This window comes from Selenomonas sp. GACV-9, from assembly GCA_900116485.1.
Classification (GTDB): domain Bacteria; phylum Bacillota; class Negativicutes; order Selenomonadales; family Selenomonadaceae; genus Selenomonas_A; species Selenomonas_A ruminantium_G.
Genome location: FPAX01000007.1, coordinates 62,719 through 80,186 on the forward strand (window position 1 = coordinate 62,719; position 17,468 = coordinate 80,186).

The following is a 17,468-nucleotide window of genomic DNA, read 5'->3' on the forward strand; positions in this document are numbered from 1 at the left end:
TTCAAGCGGTTGCTTGTGTATATGCACTATGCTATAATTACATATGAGATATGAATAATACTGTATGCAAAAAAAGACATGGGAGGCGTTTGTATGAACTTTGGTAGATTCAAGAAACTGGCAGCTATTGGTATGGCCATGGTCGTTTCGGCAGCACTGCTGACAGGTTGCGGCGGCGATGATGGCGGCAAGAAGTTCCTGAATATCGCAACGGGCGGCACGGCCGGCACGTACTATCCAATCGGTGGTGCGATGGCTGAGATCCTCAACAAGGATATCAAGGGCATGAACGCCAGCGCCCAGAGCACGGGCGCTACGGTAGCGAATATCAACATGCTGAAGGACGGCTCGGTGGATCTGGCTATCGTTCAGAATGATATTACCTATTATGCCGTCAATGGCACGGAGATGTTCACGGACAAGAAGGTCGACAATATCCGCGGCATTGCCACGCTGTATCCGGAGACCTGCCAGTTCGTGACCCTCGACAAGTCCGGCATCAAGTCGATTGCTGACCTCAAGGGCAAGAAGGTCGCTGTCGGTGCAGCTGGTTCGGGCGCTGAGGCCAATGCGCGTCAGATCCTCGAGGCTTATGGCATCACCTATAACGATATCGAAGTCCAGTACCTGTCCTTCGGCGAAGGCGCCAGCGCTCTCAAAGATGGCAATGTCGATGCAGCTTTCCTGACGGCAGGCTATCCGACGGCATCGGTACAGGATATCAGCTCCCAGAACAAGATCCGCCTGCTGCCGGTTGATGCCGACAAGGCTGATGCGCTGATTGCGAAGTATCCGTTCTATACGAAGACGACGATTCCGGCTGGTACGTATGCTGGATTTGATGAGGAGGTCAAGACGATTTCCGTCATGGCTATGCTCGTAGCAACGGACAAGGTGGATGACAAGCTCGGCTACGATATCGCCAAGGCCATCTTCTCGAACCTTGACCGCCTGCAGGCCGCTCATTCGGTCGGCAAGCTCATCACGAAAGAGGGAGCTACGAAGGGCATGTCCCTGCCGATGAATGCTGGTGCAGAGAAGTTCTTCAAAGAGTAAACGATAGTGATTGCCGCAGATATGCCTTCCTCAATATGGGGAAGGCATATTTAGTGAGAGGGAAGTGTCAGAATTGTCTAAGCTGAGGAGACTGCCTGTCTGGTTGTGCATCCTGGGCATATTGCTCGGGCTCGGGAATGTACTGAGCCAGCCATGCTTGTTCGTCAAGGCAGGCGGGCAGAGGGTGGCGGTCATGCCTGCAGCGCCGGGAACGCCATTTACGATCCATTTCATCCATTCGGTGCAGAAGACACCGATTTGGGAGAATCTGGCGGTGGCTGCAGATGGCAGCAGTTTTGTCCTTCACTCGACACGATATCAGTCTTTTGGCGTCGGGCTGCCCTTCCTTGAGCAGGAGGGCAATTTCCGGCAGGAAGGCGATTATTACATCATGGATGACATGGAGCGGCATTTCCCGCGTCTCACGCTGCGGACTGGCGTCGGTACAAAGCTGACGTTGACGCTGGGCGGGCGCGAATACCGTCTCTATGAATCGTATCCGCCGGGAACGCCGGTAGAACTATTTGTCAGTCCATTAGGGAAAGGAATGTTATCATGAAAGAGTCTGAAGCAAAAAAGGCCGAGGACATCCTGAAGAAATATGACAAGGAGTCCGACACCATGGAATACACGGGCTTGATGGCCAAGATCGTCGCGGCCATCGCCATCGCGTTTTCTGTCTTTCAGCTGTATACCGCGACCTTTGGCGTATTGGATGCCCAGCTGCAGCGCGGCGTCCATCTGGGCTTTGGCCTGGCGCTGGTCTATCTCTTGTACCCGACCTGCAAGTCCTGGTCGCGTCATAAGCTGCATCCGTTTGATTTGCTGCTGGCGATACTCGGTGCGGCGGCACCAGCCTATATCATCTATGAGTATCAGCATCTCGTGTTGCGCGCCGGTACGGTATCTGATGTCGACCTTGGCGTCGGCCTGATGGGCATCCTGCTGGTCATCGAGGCAACGCGCCGTGTCGTTGGCCTGCCGATGGTCTGTGTCGTATTGGCCTTCCTGGCCTATGCCTTTGCTGGCCCCTATATGCCGGGAGTGCTGGCCCATCGCGGCTTGACGGTCTCGCAGCTGGTCAGCCATCTGTATTTCACGACTGAAGGTATCTTCGGTATTCCGCTTGGTGTATCGTCGACGTTCATCTTCCTGTTCATCCTGTTTGGTGCCTATCTGGAGTCGACAGGATTGGGCAAGTTCTTCATCGATTTGGCCAATGCCATTGCTGGCTGGGCCAGCGGTGGCCCGGCCAAGGTTGCTGTCCTGTCCTCGGGCCTTATGGGCACGGTATCGGGCAGCTCGGTGGCTAACGTTGTCGGCACGGGCTCACTGACCATCCCGATGATGAAGAAACTCGGTTACCATAAGAACTTTGCCGGTGCCGTTGAGGCGGCAGCCTCGACTGGCGGCCAGCTCATGCCGCCGGTCATGGGCGCAGCTGCCTTCCTGATGGCAGAATTCGTCGGTGTGCCGTATATCGATATCGTCAAGGCCGCTGTCGTGCCGGCCTTCCTGTATTTTGCTGGTGTCTGGCTCGGCGTCCACTTCGAGGCCAAACGTGAGAACCTCAAGGGCATCCCGCGCGACCAGCTGCCGAAAATCATGACGCTGATCCGTGAACGTGGTCATCTGGCTATTCCGCTGATCATCATTGTCTATCTGCTGGTCTCTGGCTATACGCCGATGCGGGCGGCGCTTGTCGCTATCGTTCTGTCCATCCTCTGCTCGGCCCTGCGCAAATCGACGCGCATGAAACCGATCGAGATCGTGCGCGGCCTCGAAAATGGAGCGCGCAACGTGCTTGGCGTGCTGGTAGCCTGTGCGGCTGCTGGTATCATCATCGGTGTCGTCACGAAGACGGGCGTTGGCCTCAAGCTGGCCTCGGGACTCCTGCAGCTCTCGGGCGGTATGCTGCTGCCGACGATGTTCTTCACGATGATTACAGCCATCATCCTCGGCATGGGCGTGCCGACGACGGCCAACTACGTCATCACTTCGACAATTGCGGCTCCGGCCCTCGTGCAGATGGGAGTGCCGGTACTGGCTGCCCATATGTTTGTCTTCTACTTCGGCATCATCGCCGACGTTACCCCGCCGGTAGCGCTGGCAGCTTATGCGGGCTCGGGCATCAGCGGTGGTAATGCCTTGAAGACCGGTATCAATGCGTCGAAACTAGCCATTGCTGCCTTTATCATCCCGTATATCTTCGTACTGTCGCCAGTGCTGTTGATGATGGAAGGCTCCATGGCCGAGCTGCTGTTCTCGACGGTCACGGCCCTGGCGGGCATGGTTGCCATCTCGTCGGCACTTATCGGCTATCTGGCCGCCAACTGCCTGTGGCTCGAGCGTATCCTGCTCGTCATCGGCGGTCTGTTGATGATTCAGCCGGGACTCTTGACTGATGTCATCGGTTTGACGTTGTTTGGACTCATCCTGGTGTATCAGCTCAAGCGCCGCAGAGGCGAAGCTCAGACAGTATAATTCTTCTTCGAAAAAAAGTCCCCCTGGTTTCTGTCGAAACCAGGGGGCTTTTCGCCGTCAATGGGTTATCTTTCGTGCTGCAATGCTTTCCACAGTACTGCAGAGCTCAAGGTATCGCCATGACGTTCAAACGCTTCCTGCATTTTTTGACCTAGTCCCACTGTATCCAAGAGGATGTCTTCAGCCTTGGCCTGCAGTAGGAAGAAATCTTCCTCCAGCATAGTAAAGCTAGTGGGGGCTCGATCGGAATGTAGACTATTCACACCGGACCCTCCCGTTGGTATGTCGTCGGTCTTGCAGGACCGCACTATTATTATAGTCGAAAGAAGTGCGTTTCGCAATAATAGATAGGAAATAATCTAATAATCTTTTAAGCAAAAGGCAGGACAAGTTGATAAAAGCAACGGTATCTGTAAAAAATCGGAAAACCTGCAAGAAATCATCAATCTATCGCTTTACAAGGGCTAAGAATATATGCTATAATATTCCTGTTCGCAACGAACACGGAGAGGTGTCCGAGTGGTCGAAGGTGCTTGACTCGAAATCAAGTGTGGTTAATAGCCACCGTGGGTTCGAATCCCACCCTCTCTGCCATTGAGATTAAAGGGCTCGCGCGATTTTGCGTGGGTCTTTTTTGCTGTGTTTTTTAGAGGTTCAGCGGGTAATTAGCGGGTAACACGGAGGTATTTTTCCAGCCGTTACAGGCCATTTCGGGACGTTTTTCCGTCAGATAGGTCGGGACGAACAGGCAGATTTTTCTGCTCTGGTCGTCCCCTTTTTTCATTTCAACTGATATGATTTACTTTTATCACACTCTCCAAAATCCACGATATTATCCATATCTTCCTGCAGCCAGTTGCTGACCGCAGTCTTTTTTTCTTCATTGATATGTGTATAAATATCCATAGTAATTTGGATAGTGCTATGGCCCAGCTGCTCCTGAATATCCTTGAAGTCAAACTGGTGGGACGCCTTCATCCGACTGGCCATATCGTGGCGCAACATATGAAAGGTCGTCTGGATGCCCAGCTTCTTGCGGACTTTGGTGTACTGGGAAGAAAAGACGCAAGGGCTGATGTAGTCCCCGTCCTTATCCGTGAACACCATTTCCGGGTGCTCCCAGTGGCCATTCTGCAACCGCATTTTCATCTGCTGGACTTTGTAGGCCGCAAGCTCCTTGCAGAGGGCAGGCGGCAGATAAAGCTGGCGGCGGCTCTTTTCCGTCTTGGGCTGGCTCAAATAGACCGGGTACGCCTCCATCCCTTCTTCCTTCTGCCCGTTGACCAGTGCATGGCGGACTTTCAGCCAGCCTTCATCAAGATTCAAGTCCTCCCAATGGAGGGCCAAAAGCTCCCCGCGTCTAAGGCCGGTCATAAATTCAACCAGCATCATCTGCCGCCAGCAGTAATAGATGGACGGTGCCTCAATCAGCGCCTCCCGTTGCTCCTTGGTGGGTGCCACAAAGGGACGCTTGGGCGGTTTCTTGGGCAGTTCCAAATCCTCGGCAGGATTTTCCGGAATGAGCTTTAACTTCACCGCCCGCCGAAACGCCATGCGCAGAACCGTCCGAAAATACTGCGCCTCCCGATAATGGGTGTAGAGCCGCTTATTGATGATGTTCTGCAGGTCAAAACTGCACAAGGATTCAAGGTCAATACTGCCCACATACTCCTTGGCCAGGTCGAGCATGAGCAAATAACCCGCCGCCGTATTCTGTCGGATATGCGGCCGCGAATAGGTATCAAACCAGCGGTCAAGCCACTGGCCCACCGTCATGCTGCAAGCCAAAAGTGCCGTCTGACTTGCATACTTTTCCTTGAGCTCCGCTAGTGCCGCCTGCGCCTCCTTGCGGGTACGGGTGTATTTCGTCCGCTTGATGAGGCGGCCTGTCCGCCCGTCAAAGCCCACCGTTATCTGGGCAACCCAGCGGTCACGGGTGCTGTCCTTGTAAATCGAACCTTCGCCGGCACAACGATGTGCCGATTTCTTTATCGTTGTCATTTCCTGTCACTCCTTAACGTCGTCACAGGAAAGGCATGGACTTATCCACCAAAATGTGGATAACCTTGTGGATAAACTGTGAATTTCTTGTGATTAACCGGTGGATAACGGGCAGGGTTGGTACTATTGCGGGCACATCTGCGGGTACAACTGTGGGTACAACTGCGGGCACAATGTGCCCTGTGGATAGCCGCTATCCCTTGGGGCGCAAGGCCTCCAAGGCTCCCTAAGACGAACCCTATTTGAAGACATAACCTTCTATATAATAGTAGTGGGTAGGCTCTGCCCAAACACCGTCAATCCTATATCATGACTTGCTGGATTTATTGCTGCTTTTCTTATTGCTGTTCATACTGGATAAAACTAACTCCACAGCCTGCCGCTGCTCCGGTGAGAGAACGGCCAGCTGCTCGACAATGCGGCGGTTCACGGTGTCCCGATTGGCTCCGAGAAGATAATCCACCGTGACATCAAAGAAGGCCGCGATGCGCGGCAGGCGGTCAACGCTGGGAAAGGCTCTGCCCTGCTCCCAGTTGGCATAAGTGGTGCTGGGCACCCCCAAGATATCCGCCATTTCATTTTGCCGTATATCCAAATCCTGCCGCAGGGATTTAATCCGCTTGGGAAACAGGTTATCGCAAGCCTCCTGAGCAGCCAAATCAGCGAACCTTGCCGCTAAATCAGGACGCTCCTCCCGTATTGACCGGTCAGATTTTGCCACGCGGTCTTTGTTGCTCTTGTCGTTCATGGCACACCTCCTTTCACCCTTATTTTACCATAGTCTACCGCAAAATACCACAAAATACTGTTAAAATACGATAAAATCATTACATTTTGGTAGACAGTGCGCCCGAATAATAGTATAATAAGACTAACAGATGGGGAGTAATGTTTCAAAACCAGTTATTTTCTAGTAGTTCGGCAGATTTTGACTGGTCAATGTCCATGTGGGTAGGTACTCCCATCTGAATAGCAGGAAAGGCGTGGATGAAATGGCAGAAACAAGCAAGATTCTTTTATCGGTGCAGGAGTTTTCGAAAATCACAGGGCTGGGGGAAAAATCCATCCGGCGGCTCTCCCATGTGCGGGGTTTTCCAGCTATCCGCATCGGACATCGTATTATGATTCACAAACAGTCAGCAGAGGACTGGCTGGCAGACTATGCCGCCCATCAGGACGCCTGCCTGCCGTCCATTGAAATCTAATGGATACGGTGGGCGGGTGGATGCAGGAAATCCGCTTTTTTTACAAGCGGCAGCTGGCCTTCCCGTTATCCACCCATGCGCAGGCATTATGGTCTTATCTGATGTATCGGGGCAATGAAGCCTTTTGGCATTTTCCCCTGCGGCTGTCCCTGCTGGAACTGGCCGGGGGTACGAAAATGTCCGTGACCATGGTCAAAAGGGCCCGGCGGGAGCTGGAGGATTACGGTTATATCCGCCACACCGCCTTTGGAGGCAACAAGCCTGCAGGCTATTACCTGCTCTCGAACATCAACATCGGTCAGCCCCTTGCGCCCCGCCCGTCCAAAGTGAAGGCGGCGAGTGAGGGCAAGGCTGACCCGTCATAACGACATCAGGTGTCCTGATCCACGTGGGGGTGGGTCAGGGCACCCGGTAGGGGGAGATTTGACATTGAGAATTACGCGAGAAGTTGGATTCGAGGAATACACAGAATTTAGCGGCAGGACAGCCGTGGAGTGTGCGGTCTTGGAGGTGTATCGGCGGGCGCGGGTTCCCCTGTGCGTTGACCGGTCAACCATGGTCGCCTTAGTGAATGGCCGCCCGGTGGCCAGAGTTGCCCGGGCAGAGGAGAAAGGAGCGGTACGGACATGGAACGAAGCATAAGATTAAGGATTGACGGGCCGCAGGCCCTCTATATCGCAGATTGTCTCGAACGAGAAAAGCCCGCCTCAGAGGTTTTGTCCGGGCCGCCCACCCTCGCCGCTTACTGGCGGCAGCTACTGGATGAACGGCTGACTTCTGCGGGACTTTTCCTGTGGGTGCCCCTGCATATTGCGCCCCATAGCGTTGACCTTACGGAGGACGCTGACCTTTCCGGCAGCGATATACTGGATATTTCCCTTGCGCTGGGGGATTTTGGCTACACCCACATGGCCCGGCTTTGGGCCCAGCTCTATGCCAGCCTTGCCTGGAATGTGGCCCGGGAAATTCTGCCCCGCTGTGCCATGCTGGGACAGGATTATATCGACTTTTCCACCATCGCAGGCCGCAGGCTTTTTGAAAACGGCATGAATATCCGCGACCGGGAGCACGGCATCAAAAAGCGCCCGCCTCACGGTGTGCGGGAATATGTGGTAATGCAAATGTTCGGGGAGGTGTGACCATGTTATCGGCCAAAGCACAAAATCTCCTGCAGGTCATCACCGCCCGGGGCGGGGGCTACTTTGACGAATACTGGCTGCGGGATAAGACGGGATTAAGTCACGGCAGCATTGTGGCCGCCCGGCAGGAACTGGTGGCCGAGGGGCTTCTTTCCATCACCAAAGAGAGCCGCAAGCTCATCTATACCTTGACCAGTCAACAGGGCGAAAGCGGTCAGCAGGAGGAAAAGGGCCAAGGGAAGGCCGGGGACAATCCCAGCGGTGAAGTCCCCCTTGCCCCGCCCACCAATAACAGGCCTGCCCCTTCTGCCACGGCCCCTCCGCCCGCCGCCAAAACGCTCCCCGCCGCCCATGACAGCTTTCTGCCTGCCATGCCCCATGTCGCGGGGAATTTCTACGACTTTGACGAATGGACGGACGCCCTGATGAACGCGCTGGGCTCCTGTGTTGACATCAGCGAAAGCCTGCTGGAAGAAGGCACCTATACCGTATACTCCCACGAATACGAAGGGGAGGACACCTACCACACCTGGCAGACCGAGGACGGTTTTGTGGTAGAATAAGCCCTCTGTGGAAAGAAAGGAAGCGACTCTATGCGTGTATTCCTAAACCCCGGCCATGCTCTGGGCGGTGACCCTGACCCCGGCTGTGTCAATCCCACCTGCCGCTTGCGGGAATGTGACCTTGCTCTGACCTATGGCTCCCTGTGCGGCAAATACTTGGAGGCGGCGGGGTGCTCCGTCCAGCTCCTGCAAAGCCACAACCTCTATGGCGAGGCCCCGGGCTTCCCCTGCGTAGTGGATGCCGCCAACGCATGGCCTGCGGATGTATTCATCAGCATCCACGTCAACGCGGGCGGCGGGCGGGGCGCAGAAACCTTCTGCTACGACACGGCAGGCGCGGGCGGCAGACTTGCCCGCTGCATCCAAAACCAGCTTGTCAAAAGTCTCTCCCCCTTTGACGCAGGCTATAAAGACCGAGGCATTAAAGCCCATCCCTCCTTCTGCGTCCTGCGCCATACCACCATGCCCGCCGTCCTCGTGGAAACCGGCTTTATTGATAGCGCAGACGTCACCCTCCTGACCCAGCACGGTGACGACATCGCACGGGCCATCGCCCGGGGGGTGACGGACTACGCAAATTTTCTTGCCAGCCCCTAGCAGAAATGGTATAATGAAGCTACAAACGATGCAAGAGGGTAGACCACAAGTTTACACCGGTAAAGGAGCCTGCAGCTTGGTAACCTGCAAGGCTCTTTTATTATGCCCGATACAGAAAAAGCACCAATGCAATGCACTGGTGCTTTTCTGCGTCATCCGCCTGATTGGTAAGGGCAGACAGGTGACAGTTTTACCGGTTGCCGCTGTTACGGGTTTTGTCGTAGAGCCATGCAGCAATGAAGCTGCTGACTACACCTACGACAAACGATGCCAGAAGGTTCTCAACCACAAGCCTCACCTCCCTCGCTGCCGTGAGATTCCCATGGTAAGAGGTAGCGGCAAAAATAGTATAGCACAAAATCACGGCAATGTGCGCGTAACGTGAACAAAAAATATATACTTTGACCGTGCCCAGGCTGTTGTGGCGGGACGTGCGGGCGCACCTCCCGCTCGTCACAATCCGGCATCTGCAGGCCGTGGCCTTGTCGGTCAAAATCGTCAGCAAGGCGGGCGGCACTGCGGGCAGGGGGCCGTCTCTGCACATGGACGCATCCGCGTCCATTCTCCGCCCCCTTTCCCCCTACGGCCCCGTCCAGCGGGGCCTACCCCCTTACCCCTGATTTCCTGTCCTGCGGTGCTGTGGCTCCTCGGTCAGGAAGGGGAATAATGTGCCACGGGATAGGGGGACAGGGGGCTTGGCAGCCCTCCCTGCGGTCGGGACGACTACGGCGTCCAGCGAGAGCGGAGTGGGATAACTCGCGCCGCCGTACCGCCCTGCCCGCAGTGCCTCGTGCTGACCTCATAGACTGGTGGAAGCCTGCTCGTCGATAGGGCGTATTCGGTTTGTGTCCGCCTGCTCGGGTGGGCAGGAAACCTGCCCACTTCGCAGCAGACACTTTCCGTTGCTATTGATGGAGCGATATAATAAGAAACTGGTTCGCTTATCCCGCAAGAAAGAAGTTGACCCGTCAGGCGGGGCAGGACAGCGGGGCTTCACTCCTGCGGCCTTTCGGTCGTCAAGCTCCTGCCTGTACGGGTGCTCAGGTCTTCGCACTATTTCCGTACAGGTAGGAGTTTTCCTCCCTCCAGCACTTCGTCACTGCGCCCCGCAGACCTGCCCGGGCACAAGCGGTCACAGGCTACGGGGTGTCCGTTGGCTTTGGTGGACAGCTTCGCTATCCACGTCGCCAACCGACACCTGCCATCCCCGCTTTTTTTCAAAATTCCCTTAATAAATTGCAGGAATTATCCGATATATAGGTTGAGAATATTTAGGAACGGAACTTTTCAAGGAGGAAACATCGTGAAAATTGACAGCATTGCCAATGTGCCCGGCACTGGCATGAAATACCAATCCCCGGTCACAGTCAAGCAGGAAGACCCTATGGCCACGCCTGCCTATACGGTGGAGATTGCAAGCACACGAAAAGAAGAGGCGGCCAAAATCGCCCCGACCCTTGCAGACAAGCGCGGCCAGCTGCTATCAGACAGCACTCTCATGGACAGGGAAGCCACCCGGGCCATGAAGGCCAGCAGTCAGACCCAGACTCCGCTGTGGGAAATCACCGCTACGGACATCAGCATGGATTTATTGAGCAATCGGAACGGCGATACCAGTGCAGGCGTTTACATGGGGATTTTGCGCAGCAGTTACGGCTGGACGAAAAACTTTGATGCGGACGTTGTTGCCCGGCAGGAAAAATTCTTTCAGGCGGCGGACAACATACAGCAGGGCGGTGCCAAAACCTTCCTGCAATATAACCAGCTGTATGCAGGCATTACCCAGGCCGCCGCAGAGCGGAGCAACGAGGGAACCATTGAGGGCTGGAAGAAGGACGGCCAATGGTCAGCGTCATTGGAAAAATTCTATCAGGAGGCCAAGGACTACGCCAGTACCCTGCAGGGAAAATCCGGCGTACTGCTGGCCGTGGACTTAGTATATAAATCCCCCCAGCACCTGAACGCTGCCAACGGCATCGAAGCCAGCAATTTAGGTTCCATGGCTCATGTAGGCGTAAACCTGCTGAATTTCATGGCTAACCATCAGGAAGGGGAAGCCATCTGGATAAAAGCCGTACAGGGCGAGTACAAGGATGCAGACGAACTCTATGCCGCCCTGACGGAAGATGGGCATGAGGATTTGGCTGCTGCCCTGCAGGCCAATATCGAAGAAGCCCGCAGCCACATAGGCAGCGGCAGCATGAAACTGGATAAATCCGTGGGCCAATTCTCTTACAAGGCCAATATGGGCGAGCTGTGGCGGGAAACCGTCGGCGAAGAGGCCTATCAGGACTTTGCACAGAAATTAGGCCTGTCCGAAACGAAGGTGAGATTTTCCGCCAAGGATTTGGCCGCCATCGCCCAAAGGGGCAAGGAAGGACTGGCCGATTTGCGGGCCAATCCACAAAAGCGCGATGAAAACGGCTTTCTGGTGGACAATAAGGAAGACCAGGACGAACCTGTTGCCAAAAACAAGCAAGGCGAAGAACAGATAGCCGCCCTGCGGGAAAAAATCCAACGCCTGCGCCAGCAGATTTCCGCCCTGCACAAGAATTTCAACCTATCCCCGGAAGCTATCGAGAAACAGGCGGCAACCTATCAGAAGATGATTAACACCTACCAGCAGCAGATTGCCGACATACAGCTGCAACAGCTGGAACAACAAAGAAACCGCTAATCCATAACAACCAGCGGGGGCTGACCAGTCAATTTGACGGTCAGCCCCCGCTTTTGCCCTATGCTTCTTTATGGCAATAGACCCGTTCTATCCATTCGGTTTCGCCCCAGCCGTATTGTTCTTCCTGTCCTAAGTCATAGATATGGCCATTGCGGTATTCGATGCTTACATCAAAGTCGGAACAGGGGTCCCAGCCTTCTTCTACACGCTTGTATAGCTGCTGTTCGATTTTATATACCGCCACCTCATTATCCGCTATCACCTTGGACATATCCTCAGCGGCATCATATAGCCGGTCTAATACCTTGGGGGGCAGCAGTTCTTCATGCCGGTTGGCATACTTTTCAGCAATTATCAGTACATCCTCGATTTCCCGCAGGGTCATGGGGCGAAAATAGGCCTTTACCTTGTGCTGCAGCCGCGCAGGGTTCATGGAGGCAATCACATTCCGCAGGAGTTTCCGGCGGATGTCCTCCTGATTTAAGGTCTTTTCCATGATGGAGGCCGCCGGCGTTCCCTCATGGCCCACAACGCACCAGCCGCCGCGCCGGGCGGAAAAGTCAAAGCGGAAATTCCAATGGGTAATGTCGATATTTCGGTTGCCCATTTCGGCTGCCCAGTTGGACAAAAAGCCATTGCATACCATTTTGTCCAGTGTTTCCCGGGATTTTTTCAATAACATCTGTGGCCACGCAGATTCTTTTAGCGTCGCGGCATTCAGCCAGCTGGGCGTGGCAAAGTCTTCTTCGTTATCGCCTATCTTGCGCAGATTGGCCTCCCATTCTTCCAGCCATTGTGTCTGTCCGTCGCCGTACTGGTAATGGCTGTAATCGTAGAGGGAGCCGTTTTCATAGCGTATCTTGTGCGCATCCTGCGCCCAGGTCTTCAAGGCCTCCTTGTCCGCCTCGTCTGCCTTCATGCAGCTGCAATAGGTCATTTCCCGAATGTGTTCCGACAAGGCGCGGCCATTGCCCGGGGTGCGGTTGAGGACGTTTTCGACCCGCTTTAGCAGAGAAGCATCTGCATCCCCGATAACGTGGATTTTGTAGTCCGTGGTAACGGTGAAATCCAGCGAAACATTTTCCGGGATTTTGATATTTGCCGCCGTAAAGATATTGTCCAGCTGCTTGTTGATAATCTGCCGCTGAAAGCGCTTTTCCAAAGCCTCCTCCATGTCGCCTCTCATCACCGGCTCGCCTTTGAGGATAGGCTCGATAAGCATCCCCGTGCCAATACTGCCGGAGCCATCATCGTTCAAAAAATTCCATAATGTCTGCACATGATTAAACTGCATAAGGTCGGTCATGTCATAGCGCTTATACAGGATGGCGCCGGGATTTTCACTGTGCTGCAGCTCCACGATTTCATCATGGAAGTTATCGGCAATAATCTTTCCCTTCCGGGCGTTGATTTCCACCGTATACTCGCTGTCTGTGCTGAGATACTGCCGCTTTTCATTGGCAATGCGGTCACTGTTCTTGGTATAGACGTAATTACCGCTGGCATCCAAGTGACCTACTTTGTTATAGAGCATCGTTTTCGCCTCCCCGCAGAAAATCGCTCCAACCACTTATATTATCGGATAACCAGCTGATTTGTTAAATGGATTTTGTCATTTCTCCAACCGTTTCAGCTCCTGTATAAGCTCTCCCAGCTTGTCGGTGAATTTGTCCATGGACTTCTGGAAGCTGGTGAGGAGGTAAAAGGTCACCACGATGGGAAAGCCCACGGCGGAAATGGCGGTGAGTATGGTCTGTTCCATTTTCCGCCCTCCTTATGGCAAAGCCTGCTCATCCACAATGCGCAGGTAGGCCTTTTTGTAGGAAGTGGCCCGCACCCCGCCCTCGGAGAATATGACCTCCCGCTTCAGGAGTTCAAACATGGCCGTATAGACTTCGCTTTCCGTCAGGCCCTTCCGGGGGTCGGGGATGCCCAGCGTCATGGTTTTGCCGTTTTCCAGCCAAAGGATAATCATCAGTGTTACTTGCATCAGTCAGCCCTCCTCATTCTGCTAAATCGCACATATCCAGACGCTCCACGCCGTGCAGGGGGAGCGTCTGCAAGCCTGCAATGGTCTTGGCGGCAAGGAGCAGGTCGTCATCGGCCGCCTCGGGATTGACCGTCAGATTGATGTTTTTGCAAATCACCCGGTCGTAGTCATAGCCACACTCGCAGGCGATTTTCAAGGTGGTGGTCGGATTCTTTCGCATAATTCTTCCCTCCTATGAAAACAGGAGGCCGCAAGGTTTCCCCAGCGGCCTCCCCTTTAGGCGCAAATGCGCTGCCCTTATTCCAGTTCCGTCTCCTGAATGGTGCGGACGTAGGCCCGCTTAAAGGCCGTCACCGGGTTGCCTGCAGAAAGGACGGCCTTCTTGGCCACGATTTCCTCTGCCGCCGCAGCCACATCGGCCTTGGCCACATCAGCCCGGGGGTCGGGAATGGAAATGGTGGTGTTTTTGCCGTTTTCCACCGCAAACTCAATCAAAAGCGTTTCTTTCATGGTCTAGCCCTCCCTTAACCTTAGTGTTCTTCTGCCAGCGTACTTGCGTCAATGCGGCCAATGCCGTCCACGGGGTACTTCTGCAAGTTGCTGAGCTTGCTCCCGATGGAAAGCACGTCCCCGTCGGCAAGTTCTGGATTGACGGACAGGTTGACAAAATCATGGGTTTCCTTCCCCGTACTGGACGTGCCAGTGACACGGGTGATTTTCAAGGTGGTGGTCTGTTTCGTGCGAACAGTCATGTTGTTTCCCTCCTTATGGAACTCTGTTTCCTAGCAAAAGAGCCGCCGGATTGTCACCCGGCGGCCCTCTTGCGGAATGACAACCCATATATCAAGCGCGAGACTCGCGCCGGATAACCTTTTTTTCTGTCATTTCCGCAACGGTATTCAGTTCTTTCCAGTTCCATATTATGGAGTTGACCGGTCAAAAGCAAGAGATTTTCCAAAAATTTCGCGAAATCATTTAACATTCGGCCCCAGTTCACCGATAATATTATGTGGAATGAATTTATGCAAACAGGGAGGTATCGAAAATGCTTGTAGACAAAACATCCGGCCATAATCCATATTATATCAAACCCTACTCACAACAGCTCAAAGAGGAAGCCGCACCAAAAGACGGAGCGGCGCAGGAAAATGCAGCTTATCAAGTGGATATTTCTGCGGATACGATGCTGATAAATGCGAAAACCTTTAAGAACATTGATGCCAGCCAGCTCCGGGCGCTGACACCGGAAGAAATGCAGGCCAAACGTGAGGAGAAGGAAAGCCAGGAAAGCAGAACTGTCTGGGGAGGGACAGCGCTTGAGGCTTGTGAGTATGACTACGAGCTAAATCATCCCAGCAACGAAGTCCTTATTGATGGCGAAACCTTAATCAGCTGGGCTATCCAAATGCACCAGAATGACAAGGCAGCAGAAAATGCCGGCAATCTCAATCGCCTTTCCGGGAGCCTGGACAAGGCACTAAGCAAATTCCTCAATGTATATGAGAAAATTACCGCAGGAGGTGCATCCTCCTTCCGTGAATATAACCTGACCTTCGCTGCTATGACTTTTGAGGCGGAGACACGCACCAACGACCAAAAAGCCGCGAATCGTATCGAACGCGGTCAATTTACCAATGCGGAATACCAACAGGCCAAGAGTTACGCACAAAACCTGCAGCAAAAGGCAGGTGTATTTGTGTTGGTAAATCTCGGCACTTCCAGCCAGCGCTTTGAGACCAGCATAGACAGCAGCTACAATAACTCGCTCGTCAAAGTAGGCATCAAGGAACTGGGCTTTATGGCCGAACACAAAGAAGCAGAGTCTATCTGGGTAAGCGCGATACAGGGCAAGTATCATAATCAGGGCGAAATCGTGCAGGCGCTCAAAAACAGAGGCCTAAGTGATACCGCCGCAACTTATACCGAACACCTGCAAAAAGCGGTACGCGGAAAAGTCTACACGATGGACAATGTTCTAAACAATAACTTTACCCGTGAGACAGGCGCTCTTTGGGCCAGCAGTACAGGCTTTAATGGCCGGGAAGTGAGCGATACAAACTATCAGAAACTCCAACAACAGGCAGGCATTGAAAACGGCTCTAATTTGACCTATTCGGTCCGTGAACTAAATCGTGCGCTAAATCAGGCGATTGAAGACAACAACAATCTATACCATGCACCGGGAAGCCGCGCTCCTGTAAGCTGGCGCATATTAGATGACGGAAGTGTCATCCGAACAGATACATAAACACCTAAATACAACACCCAGCAGGGCTGACCGTCAATTTTGACTGGTCAGCCCCTTGTGTCGGTTGCTGACGTGGATAGCGAAGCTGTCCACCAAAAGCAACGGACACCCGAACCTGTGACGGCTTGTGCCCGGGCAGGTCTGCGGGGCGGAAGGACGAAGTGCTGGAGGGAGGAAGGTTCACACCTATACAGAAATAGCGTGAAGACTTGAACGCCTGCATAGGCGTGAGACTGACGACCGAAAGGCCGCAGGAGTGAAGCCCCGCTGTCCTGCCCCGCCTGACGGGTCAACTACTCATTGACGAGATAAGCGAACCAGTTCCTTTTTATATCGTTCCATCCATAGCAACGGAAAGTGTCTGCTGCGAAGTGGACGGCGAAGCTGTCCACCCGAGCAGATGGACACAAACCGAATACGCATGACCGACAAGCAGGCTGCATATAGCCCGTGAGGTCACTTCACGGCACTGAGGGCAGGGGGTACGGCGGCGCGAGTTATCCTGCTCCTATCTCGCTGGACGCCGTAGTCGTCCCGACCGCAGGGAGGGCTGCCAAGCCCCCTGTCCCCCTATCCCGCAGCACATTATTCCCCTTCTGGCCGAGGAGCTGCCGCACCGCAGGACAGGAAAACGGAGGAAAGAGGGTAGGCCCCGCCCGCCGGGGCCGTAGGGGGAAAGGGGGCGGAGAATGGACGCGGATGCGTCCATGTGCAGAGACGGCCCCCTGCCCTCAGTGCCGCCCGCCTTGTTGCCGATTTTGACCGACAAGGCTGCGGCCTGCGGTGACCGGATTGTAACGAGCGGGAGGTGCGTCTGCACGTCCCGAAACCTGCCCCCCCTGCGCATTGACCTTTGCATAATGTTGACCTTTTTCAAGATTGACTGGTCAATTTGTGCCTGTGTCTGTGGCGACGTGGATAGCGCAGCTATACACCAAAGCCACTGGACACCCGTTGCCTGTTGCTCGTTGTACGCGGGGGCGGTCTGTCCGACGTAGTGACTGAGCGCCGGAGGGAGGAAGGTCGGGACGCGGTGGCACGTCACGGCCTGACCTGACGGAGGGAGAAACGAGGGAACGGAGGCGGACAGTCCGGCTCCGCCTAGCTTTCCAGTGCCGATGATGAGTCAAAGGGCGGGGCGCGGTGTCCCTCTGCGACGTGGACGCTGGCCGTCCGTGGCGGTGGCACGTCGTCATGGGTGCCAGCGTCCACCAAAGCAGGGATGCCGCAGGGCGGGGAAACCTTTTGACCAATAAAAAAACGCATTGCCTTTGACCAGTCAACTCGCTAATATAGACAATAAGGAAAGCCCCTGCATAAACTCCCATCAAAATGAATAAATCCCCATTTGACTTTTTCCTAAAAAAAAAAGCCCTATGCTATCCACATAGAGCTTGTCAGCGTTTTCCAGTATATGATTTTGTTGATTGCGATAAATTAAGTCCACGCCTTTCCTTACTCAACCATTCACAATCTCAAAGATTTGCATCCTCATAATGTTTATTACC

The 17,468-nt window shown here is 54.1% G+C and carries 21 protein-coding genes and 1 tRNA gene; 12 read left to right on the plus strand and 10 right to left on the minus strand.

Annotated features, from left to right (window positions below; genetic code table 11):
* The first annotated feature begins 93 nt into the window (after nt 1-93).
* The 3 genes from BM322_RS07900 to BM322_RS07910 all read left to right on the plus strand — a co-directional run bounded on the left by BM322_RS07900 (nt 94) and on the right by BM322_RS07910 (nt 3,540).
* On the plus strand, nt 94-1,056 hold the full coding sequence (locus BM322_RS07900) for a TAXI family TRAP transporter solute-binding subunit (protein ID WP_075429445.1): 963 nt from the start codon (nt 94-96) through the stop codon (nt 1,054-1,056).
* 82 nt (nt 1,057-1,138) lie between these two features.
* Nucleotides 1,139-1,615 carry a DUF1850 domain-containing protein gene (locus tag BM322_RS07905; protein WP_075429489.1) on the plus strand — a complete coding sequence of 159 codons (477 nt, stop codon included), beginning with the start codon at nt 1,139-1,141 and terminating at the stop codon, nt 1,613-1,615.
* A complete protein-coding gene (locus BM322_RS07910; protein WP_075429447.1) occupies nt 1,612-3,540 on the plus strand; it encodes a TRAP transporter permease in 1,929 nt (642 codons plus the stop codon). The genes BM322_RS07905 and BM322_RS07910 overlap by 4 nt, the downstream gene beginning before the upstream one ends.
* A gap of 65 nt (nt 3,541-3,605) precedes the next feature.
* Here the strand turns inward: BM322_RS07910 and BM322_RS13585 are convergent, their stop codons facing one another.
* A complete protein-coding gene (locus tag BM322_RS13585) occupies nt 3,606-3,803 on the minus strand; it encodes a hypothetical protein (RefSeq protein WP_075429449.1) in 198 nt (65 codons plus the stop codon).
* Between the two features lie 242 nt (nt 3,804-4,045).
* Between BM322_RS13585 and BM322_RS07920 the strand changes: the two genes are divergently transcribed.
* A tRNA-Ser gene (locus BM322_RS07920) sits at nt 4,046-4,134 on the plus strand.
* Between the two features lie 186 nt (nt 4,135-4,320).
* Here the strand turns inward: BM322_RS07920 and xerC are convergent.
* The gene (xerC, locus tag BM322_RS07925) at nt 4,321-5,541 is read right to left on the minus strand and encodes a tyrosine recombinase XerC (RefSeq protein WP_074513866.1); all 1,221 of its coding nucleotides are present in this window, start codon (nt 5,539-5,541) and stop codon (nt 4,321-4,323) included.
* A 307-nt stretch (nt 5,542-5,848) separates the two neighbouring features.
* Complete coding sequence (locus BM322_RS07930) at nt 5,849-6,289, minus strand: helix-turn-helix domain-containing protein (RefSeq protein ID WP_074513865.1); 441 nt, start codon at nt 6,287-6,289, stop codon at nt 5,849-5,851.
* Between the two features lie 244 nt (nt 6,290-6,533).
* Here BM322_RS07930 and BM322_RS07935 point away from each other — a divergent pair, with 244 nt between their 5' ends.
* The 7 genes from BM322_RS07935 to BM322_RS07965 all read left to right on the plus strand — a co-directional run bounded on the left by BM322_RS07935 (nt 6,534) and on the right by BM322_RS07965 (nt 11,722).
* Nucleotides 6,534-6,746, plus strand: a complete 213-nt coding sequence (locus tag BM322_RS07935; RefSeq protein ID WP_143102209.1) for a helix-turn-helix domain-containing protein — start codon at nt 6,534-6,536, stop codon at nt 6,744-6,746.
* 20 nt (nt 6,747-6,766) lie between these two features.
* On the plus strand, nt 6,767-7,111 hold the full coding sequence (locus BM322_RS07940; RefSeq protein WP_177220837.1) for a helix-turn-helix domain-containing protein: 345 nt from the start codon (nt 6,767-6,769) through the stop codon (nt 7,109-7,111).
* Between the two features lie 64 nt (nt 7,112-7,175).
* Nucleotides 7,176-7,388 (plus strand): hypothetical protein, encoded by a 213-nt coding sequence (locus BM322_RS13450; protein WP_074513862.1) that lies wholly within the window; start codon nt 7,176-7,178, stop codon nt 7,386-7,388.
* Nucleotides 7,373-7,885 (plus strand): hypothetical protein, encoded by a 513-nt coding sequence (locus BM322_RS07945; protein ID WP_074513861.1) that lies wholly within the window; start codon nt 7,373-7,375, stop codon nt 7,883-7,885. Before BM322_RS13450 ends, BM322_RS07945 begins: the two co-directional genes overlap by 16 nt.
* Nucleotides 7,886-7,887: 2 nt before the next feature.
* Nucleotides 7,888-8,448, plus strand: coding sequence for a hypothetical protein (locus tag BM322_RS07950; protein ID WP_074513860.1), 561 nt, complete (start codon nt 7,888-7,890; stop codon nt 8,446-8,448).
* A 30-nt stretch (nt 8,449-8,478) separates the two neighbouring features.
* Entirely contained in the window at nt 8,479-9,045 is a 567-nt protein-coding gene (locus BM322_RS07955) for an N-acetylmuramoyl-L-alanine amidase (protein ID WP_074513859.1), read from the plus strand.
* A 1,303-nt stretch (nt 9,046-10,348) separates the two neighbouring features.
* Nucleotides 10,349-11,722 (plus strand): FlxA-like family protein, encoded by a 1,374-nt coding sequence (locus tag BM322_RS07965; RefSeq protein WP_075429453.1) that lies wholly within the window; start codon nt 10,349-10,351, stop codon nt 11,720-11,722.
* Between the two features lie 58 nt (nt 11,723-11,780).
* Here BM322_RS07965 and BM322_RS07970 read toward each other — a convergent pair whose 3' ends face one another.
* The 6 genes from BM322_RS07970 to BM322_RS07995 all read right to left on the minus strand — a co-directional run bounded on the left by BM322_RS07970 (nt 11,781) and on the right by BM322_RS07995 (nt 14,464).
* Nucleotides 11,781-13,256, minus strand: a complete 1,476-nt coding sequence (locus BM322_RS07970) for a DUF4885 family protein (RefSeq protein ID WP_074513856.1) — start codon at nt 13,254-13,256, stop codon at nt 11,781-11,783.
* Between the two features lie 78 nt (nt 13,257-13,334).
* On the minus strand, nt 13,335-13,484 hold the full coding sequence (locus BM322_RS07975; RefSeq protein ID WP_074513855.1) for a YvrJ family protein: 150 nt from the start codon (nt 13,482-13,484) through the stop codon (nt 13,335-13,337).
* A gap of 12 nt (nt 13,485-13,496) precedes the next feature.
* Nucleotides 13,497-13,712 carry a DUF2922 domain-containing protein gene (locus tag BM322_RS07980; protein WP_075429455.1) on the minus strand — a complete coding sequence of 72 codons (216 nt, stop codon included), beginning with the start codon at nt 13,710-13,712 and terminating at the stop codon, nt 13,497-13,499.
* Nucleotides 13,713-13,725: 13 nt separating this feature from the next.
* A complete protein-coding gene (locus BM322_RS07985; RefSeq protein ID WP_075429457.1) occupies nt 13,726-13,932 on the minus strand; it encodes a hypothetical protein in 207 nt (68 codons plus the stop codon).
* Nucleotides 13,933-14,009: 77 nt separating this feature from the next.
* Nucleotides 14,010-14,222: a DUF2922 family protein gene (locus tag BM322_RS07990; protein ID WP_074513852.1), complete on the minus strand. Its 213-nt coding sequence runs from the start codon at nt 14,220-14,222 to the stop codon at nt 14,010-14,012.
* A 20-nt stretch (nt 14,223-14,242) separates the two neighbouring features.
* Complete coding sequence (locus BM322_RS07995) at nt 14,243-14,464, minus strand: hypothetical protein (RefSeq protein WP_074513851.1); 222 nt, start codon at nt 14,462-14,464, stop codon at nt 14,243-14,245.
* 293 nt (nt 14,465-14,757) lie between these two features.
* Here BM322_RS07995 and BM322_RS08000 point away from each other — a divergent pair, with 293 nt between their 5' ends.
* The gene (locus BM322_RS08000; protein ID WP_075429459.1) at nt 14,758-15,960 is read left to right on the plus strand and encodes a hypothetical protein; all 1,203 of its coding nucleotides are present in this window, start codon (nt 14,758-14,760) and stop codon (nt 15,958-15,960) included.
* A gap of 1,101 nt (nt 15,961-17,061) precedes the next feature.
* Here BM322_RS08000 and BM322_RS13590 read toward each other — a convergent pair.
* Nucleotides 17,062-17,226 carry a hypothetical protein gene (locus BM322_RS13590; protein ID WP_177220838.1) on the minus strand — a complete coding sequence of 55 codons (165 nt, stop codon included), beginning with the start codon at nt 17,224-17,226 and terminating at the stop codon, nt 17,062-17,064.
* Nucleotides 17,227-17,468 lie beyond the last annotated feature (242 nt).

What these genes read in the sequence shown, in the direction of transcription:
- BM322_RS07900 (WP_075429445.1), top strand. Translation starts at nt 94, where the DNA reads ATGAACTTTGGTAGATTCAAGAAACTGGCAGCTATTGGTATGGCCATG.
- BM322_RS07910 (WP_075429447.1), top strand. Translation starts at nt 1,612, where the DNA reads ATGAAAGAGTCTGAAGCAAAAAAGGCCGAGGACATCCTGAAGAAATAT.
- xerC (WP_074513866.1), bottom strand. Translation starts at nt 5,541, where the DNA reads ATGACAACGATAAAGAAATCGGCACATCGTTGTGCCGGCGAAGGTTCG.
- BM322_RS07930 (WP_074513865.1), bottom strand. Translation starts at nt 6,289, where the DNA reads ATGAACGACAAGAGCAACAAAGACCGCGTGGCAAAATCTGACCGGTCA.
- BM322_RS07935 (WP_143102209.1), top strand. Translation starts at nt 6,534, where the DNA reads ATGGCAGAAACAAGCAAGATTCTTTTATCGGTGCAGGAGTTTTCGAAA.
- BM322_RS07940 (WP_177220837.1), top strand. Translation starts at nt 6,767, where the DNA reads ATGCAGGAAATCCGCTTTTTTTACAAGCGGCAGCTGGCCTTCCCGTTA.
- BM322_RS07945 (WP_074513861.1), top strand. Translation starts at nt 7,373, where the DNA reads ATGGAACGAAGCATAAGATTAAGGATTGACGGGCCGCAGGCCCTCTAT.
- BM322_RS07950 (WP_074513860.1), top strand. Translation starts at nt 7,888, where the DNA reads ATGTTATCGGCCAAAGCACAAAATCTCCTGCAGGTCATCACCGCCCGG.
- BM322_RS07955 (WP_074513859.1), top strand. Translation starts at nt 8,479, where the DNA reads ATGCGTGTATTCCTAAACCCCGGCCATGCTCTGGGCGGTGACCCTGAC.
- BM322_RS07970 (WP_074513856.1), bottom strand. Translation starts at nt 13,256, where the DNA reads ATGCTCTATAACAAAGTAGGTCACTTGGATGCCAGCGGTAATTACGTC.
- BM322_RS07975 (WP_074513855.1), bottom strand. Translation starts at nt 13,484, where the DNA reads ATGGAACAGACCATACTCACCGCCATTTCCGCCGTGGGCTTTCCCATC.
- BM322_RS07980 (WP_075429455.1), bottom strand. Translation starts at nt 13,712, where the DNA reads ATGCAAGTAACACTGATGATTATCCTTTGGCTGGAAAACGGCAAAACC.
- BM322_RS07985 (WP_075429457.1), bottom strand. Translation starts at nt 13,932, where the DNA reads ATGCGAAAGAATCCGACCACCACCTTGAAAATCGCCTGCGAGTGTGGC.
- BM322_RS07990 (WP_074513852.1), bottom strand. Translation starts at nt 14,222, where the DNA reads ATGAAAGAAACGCTTTTGATTGAGTTTGCGGTGGAAAACGGCAAAAAC.
- BM322_RS07995 (WP_074513851.1), bottom strand. Translation starts at nt 14,464, where the DNA reads ATGACTGTTCGCACGAAACAGACCACCACCTTGAAAATCACCCGTGTC.
- BM322_RS08000 (WP_075429459.1), top strand. Translation starts at nt 14,758, where the DNA reads ATGCTTGTAGACAAAACATCCGGCCATAATCCATATTATATCAAACCC.
- BM322_RS13590 (WP_177220838.1), bottom strand. Translation starts at nt 17,226, where the DNA reads ATGCGTTTTTTTATTGGTCAAAAGGTTTCCCCGCCCTGCGGCATCCCT.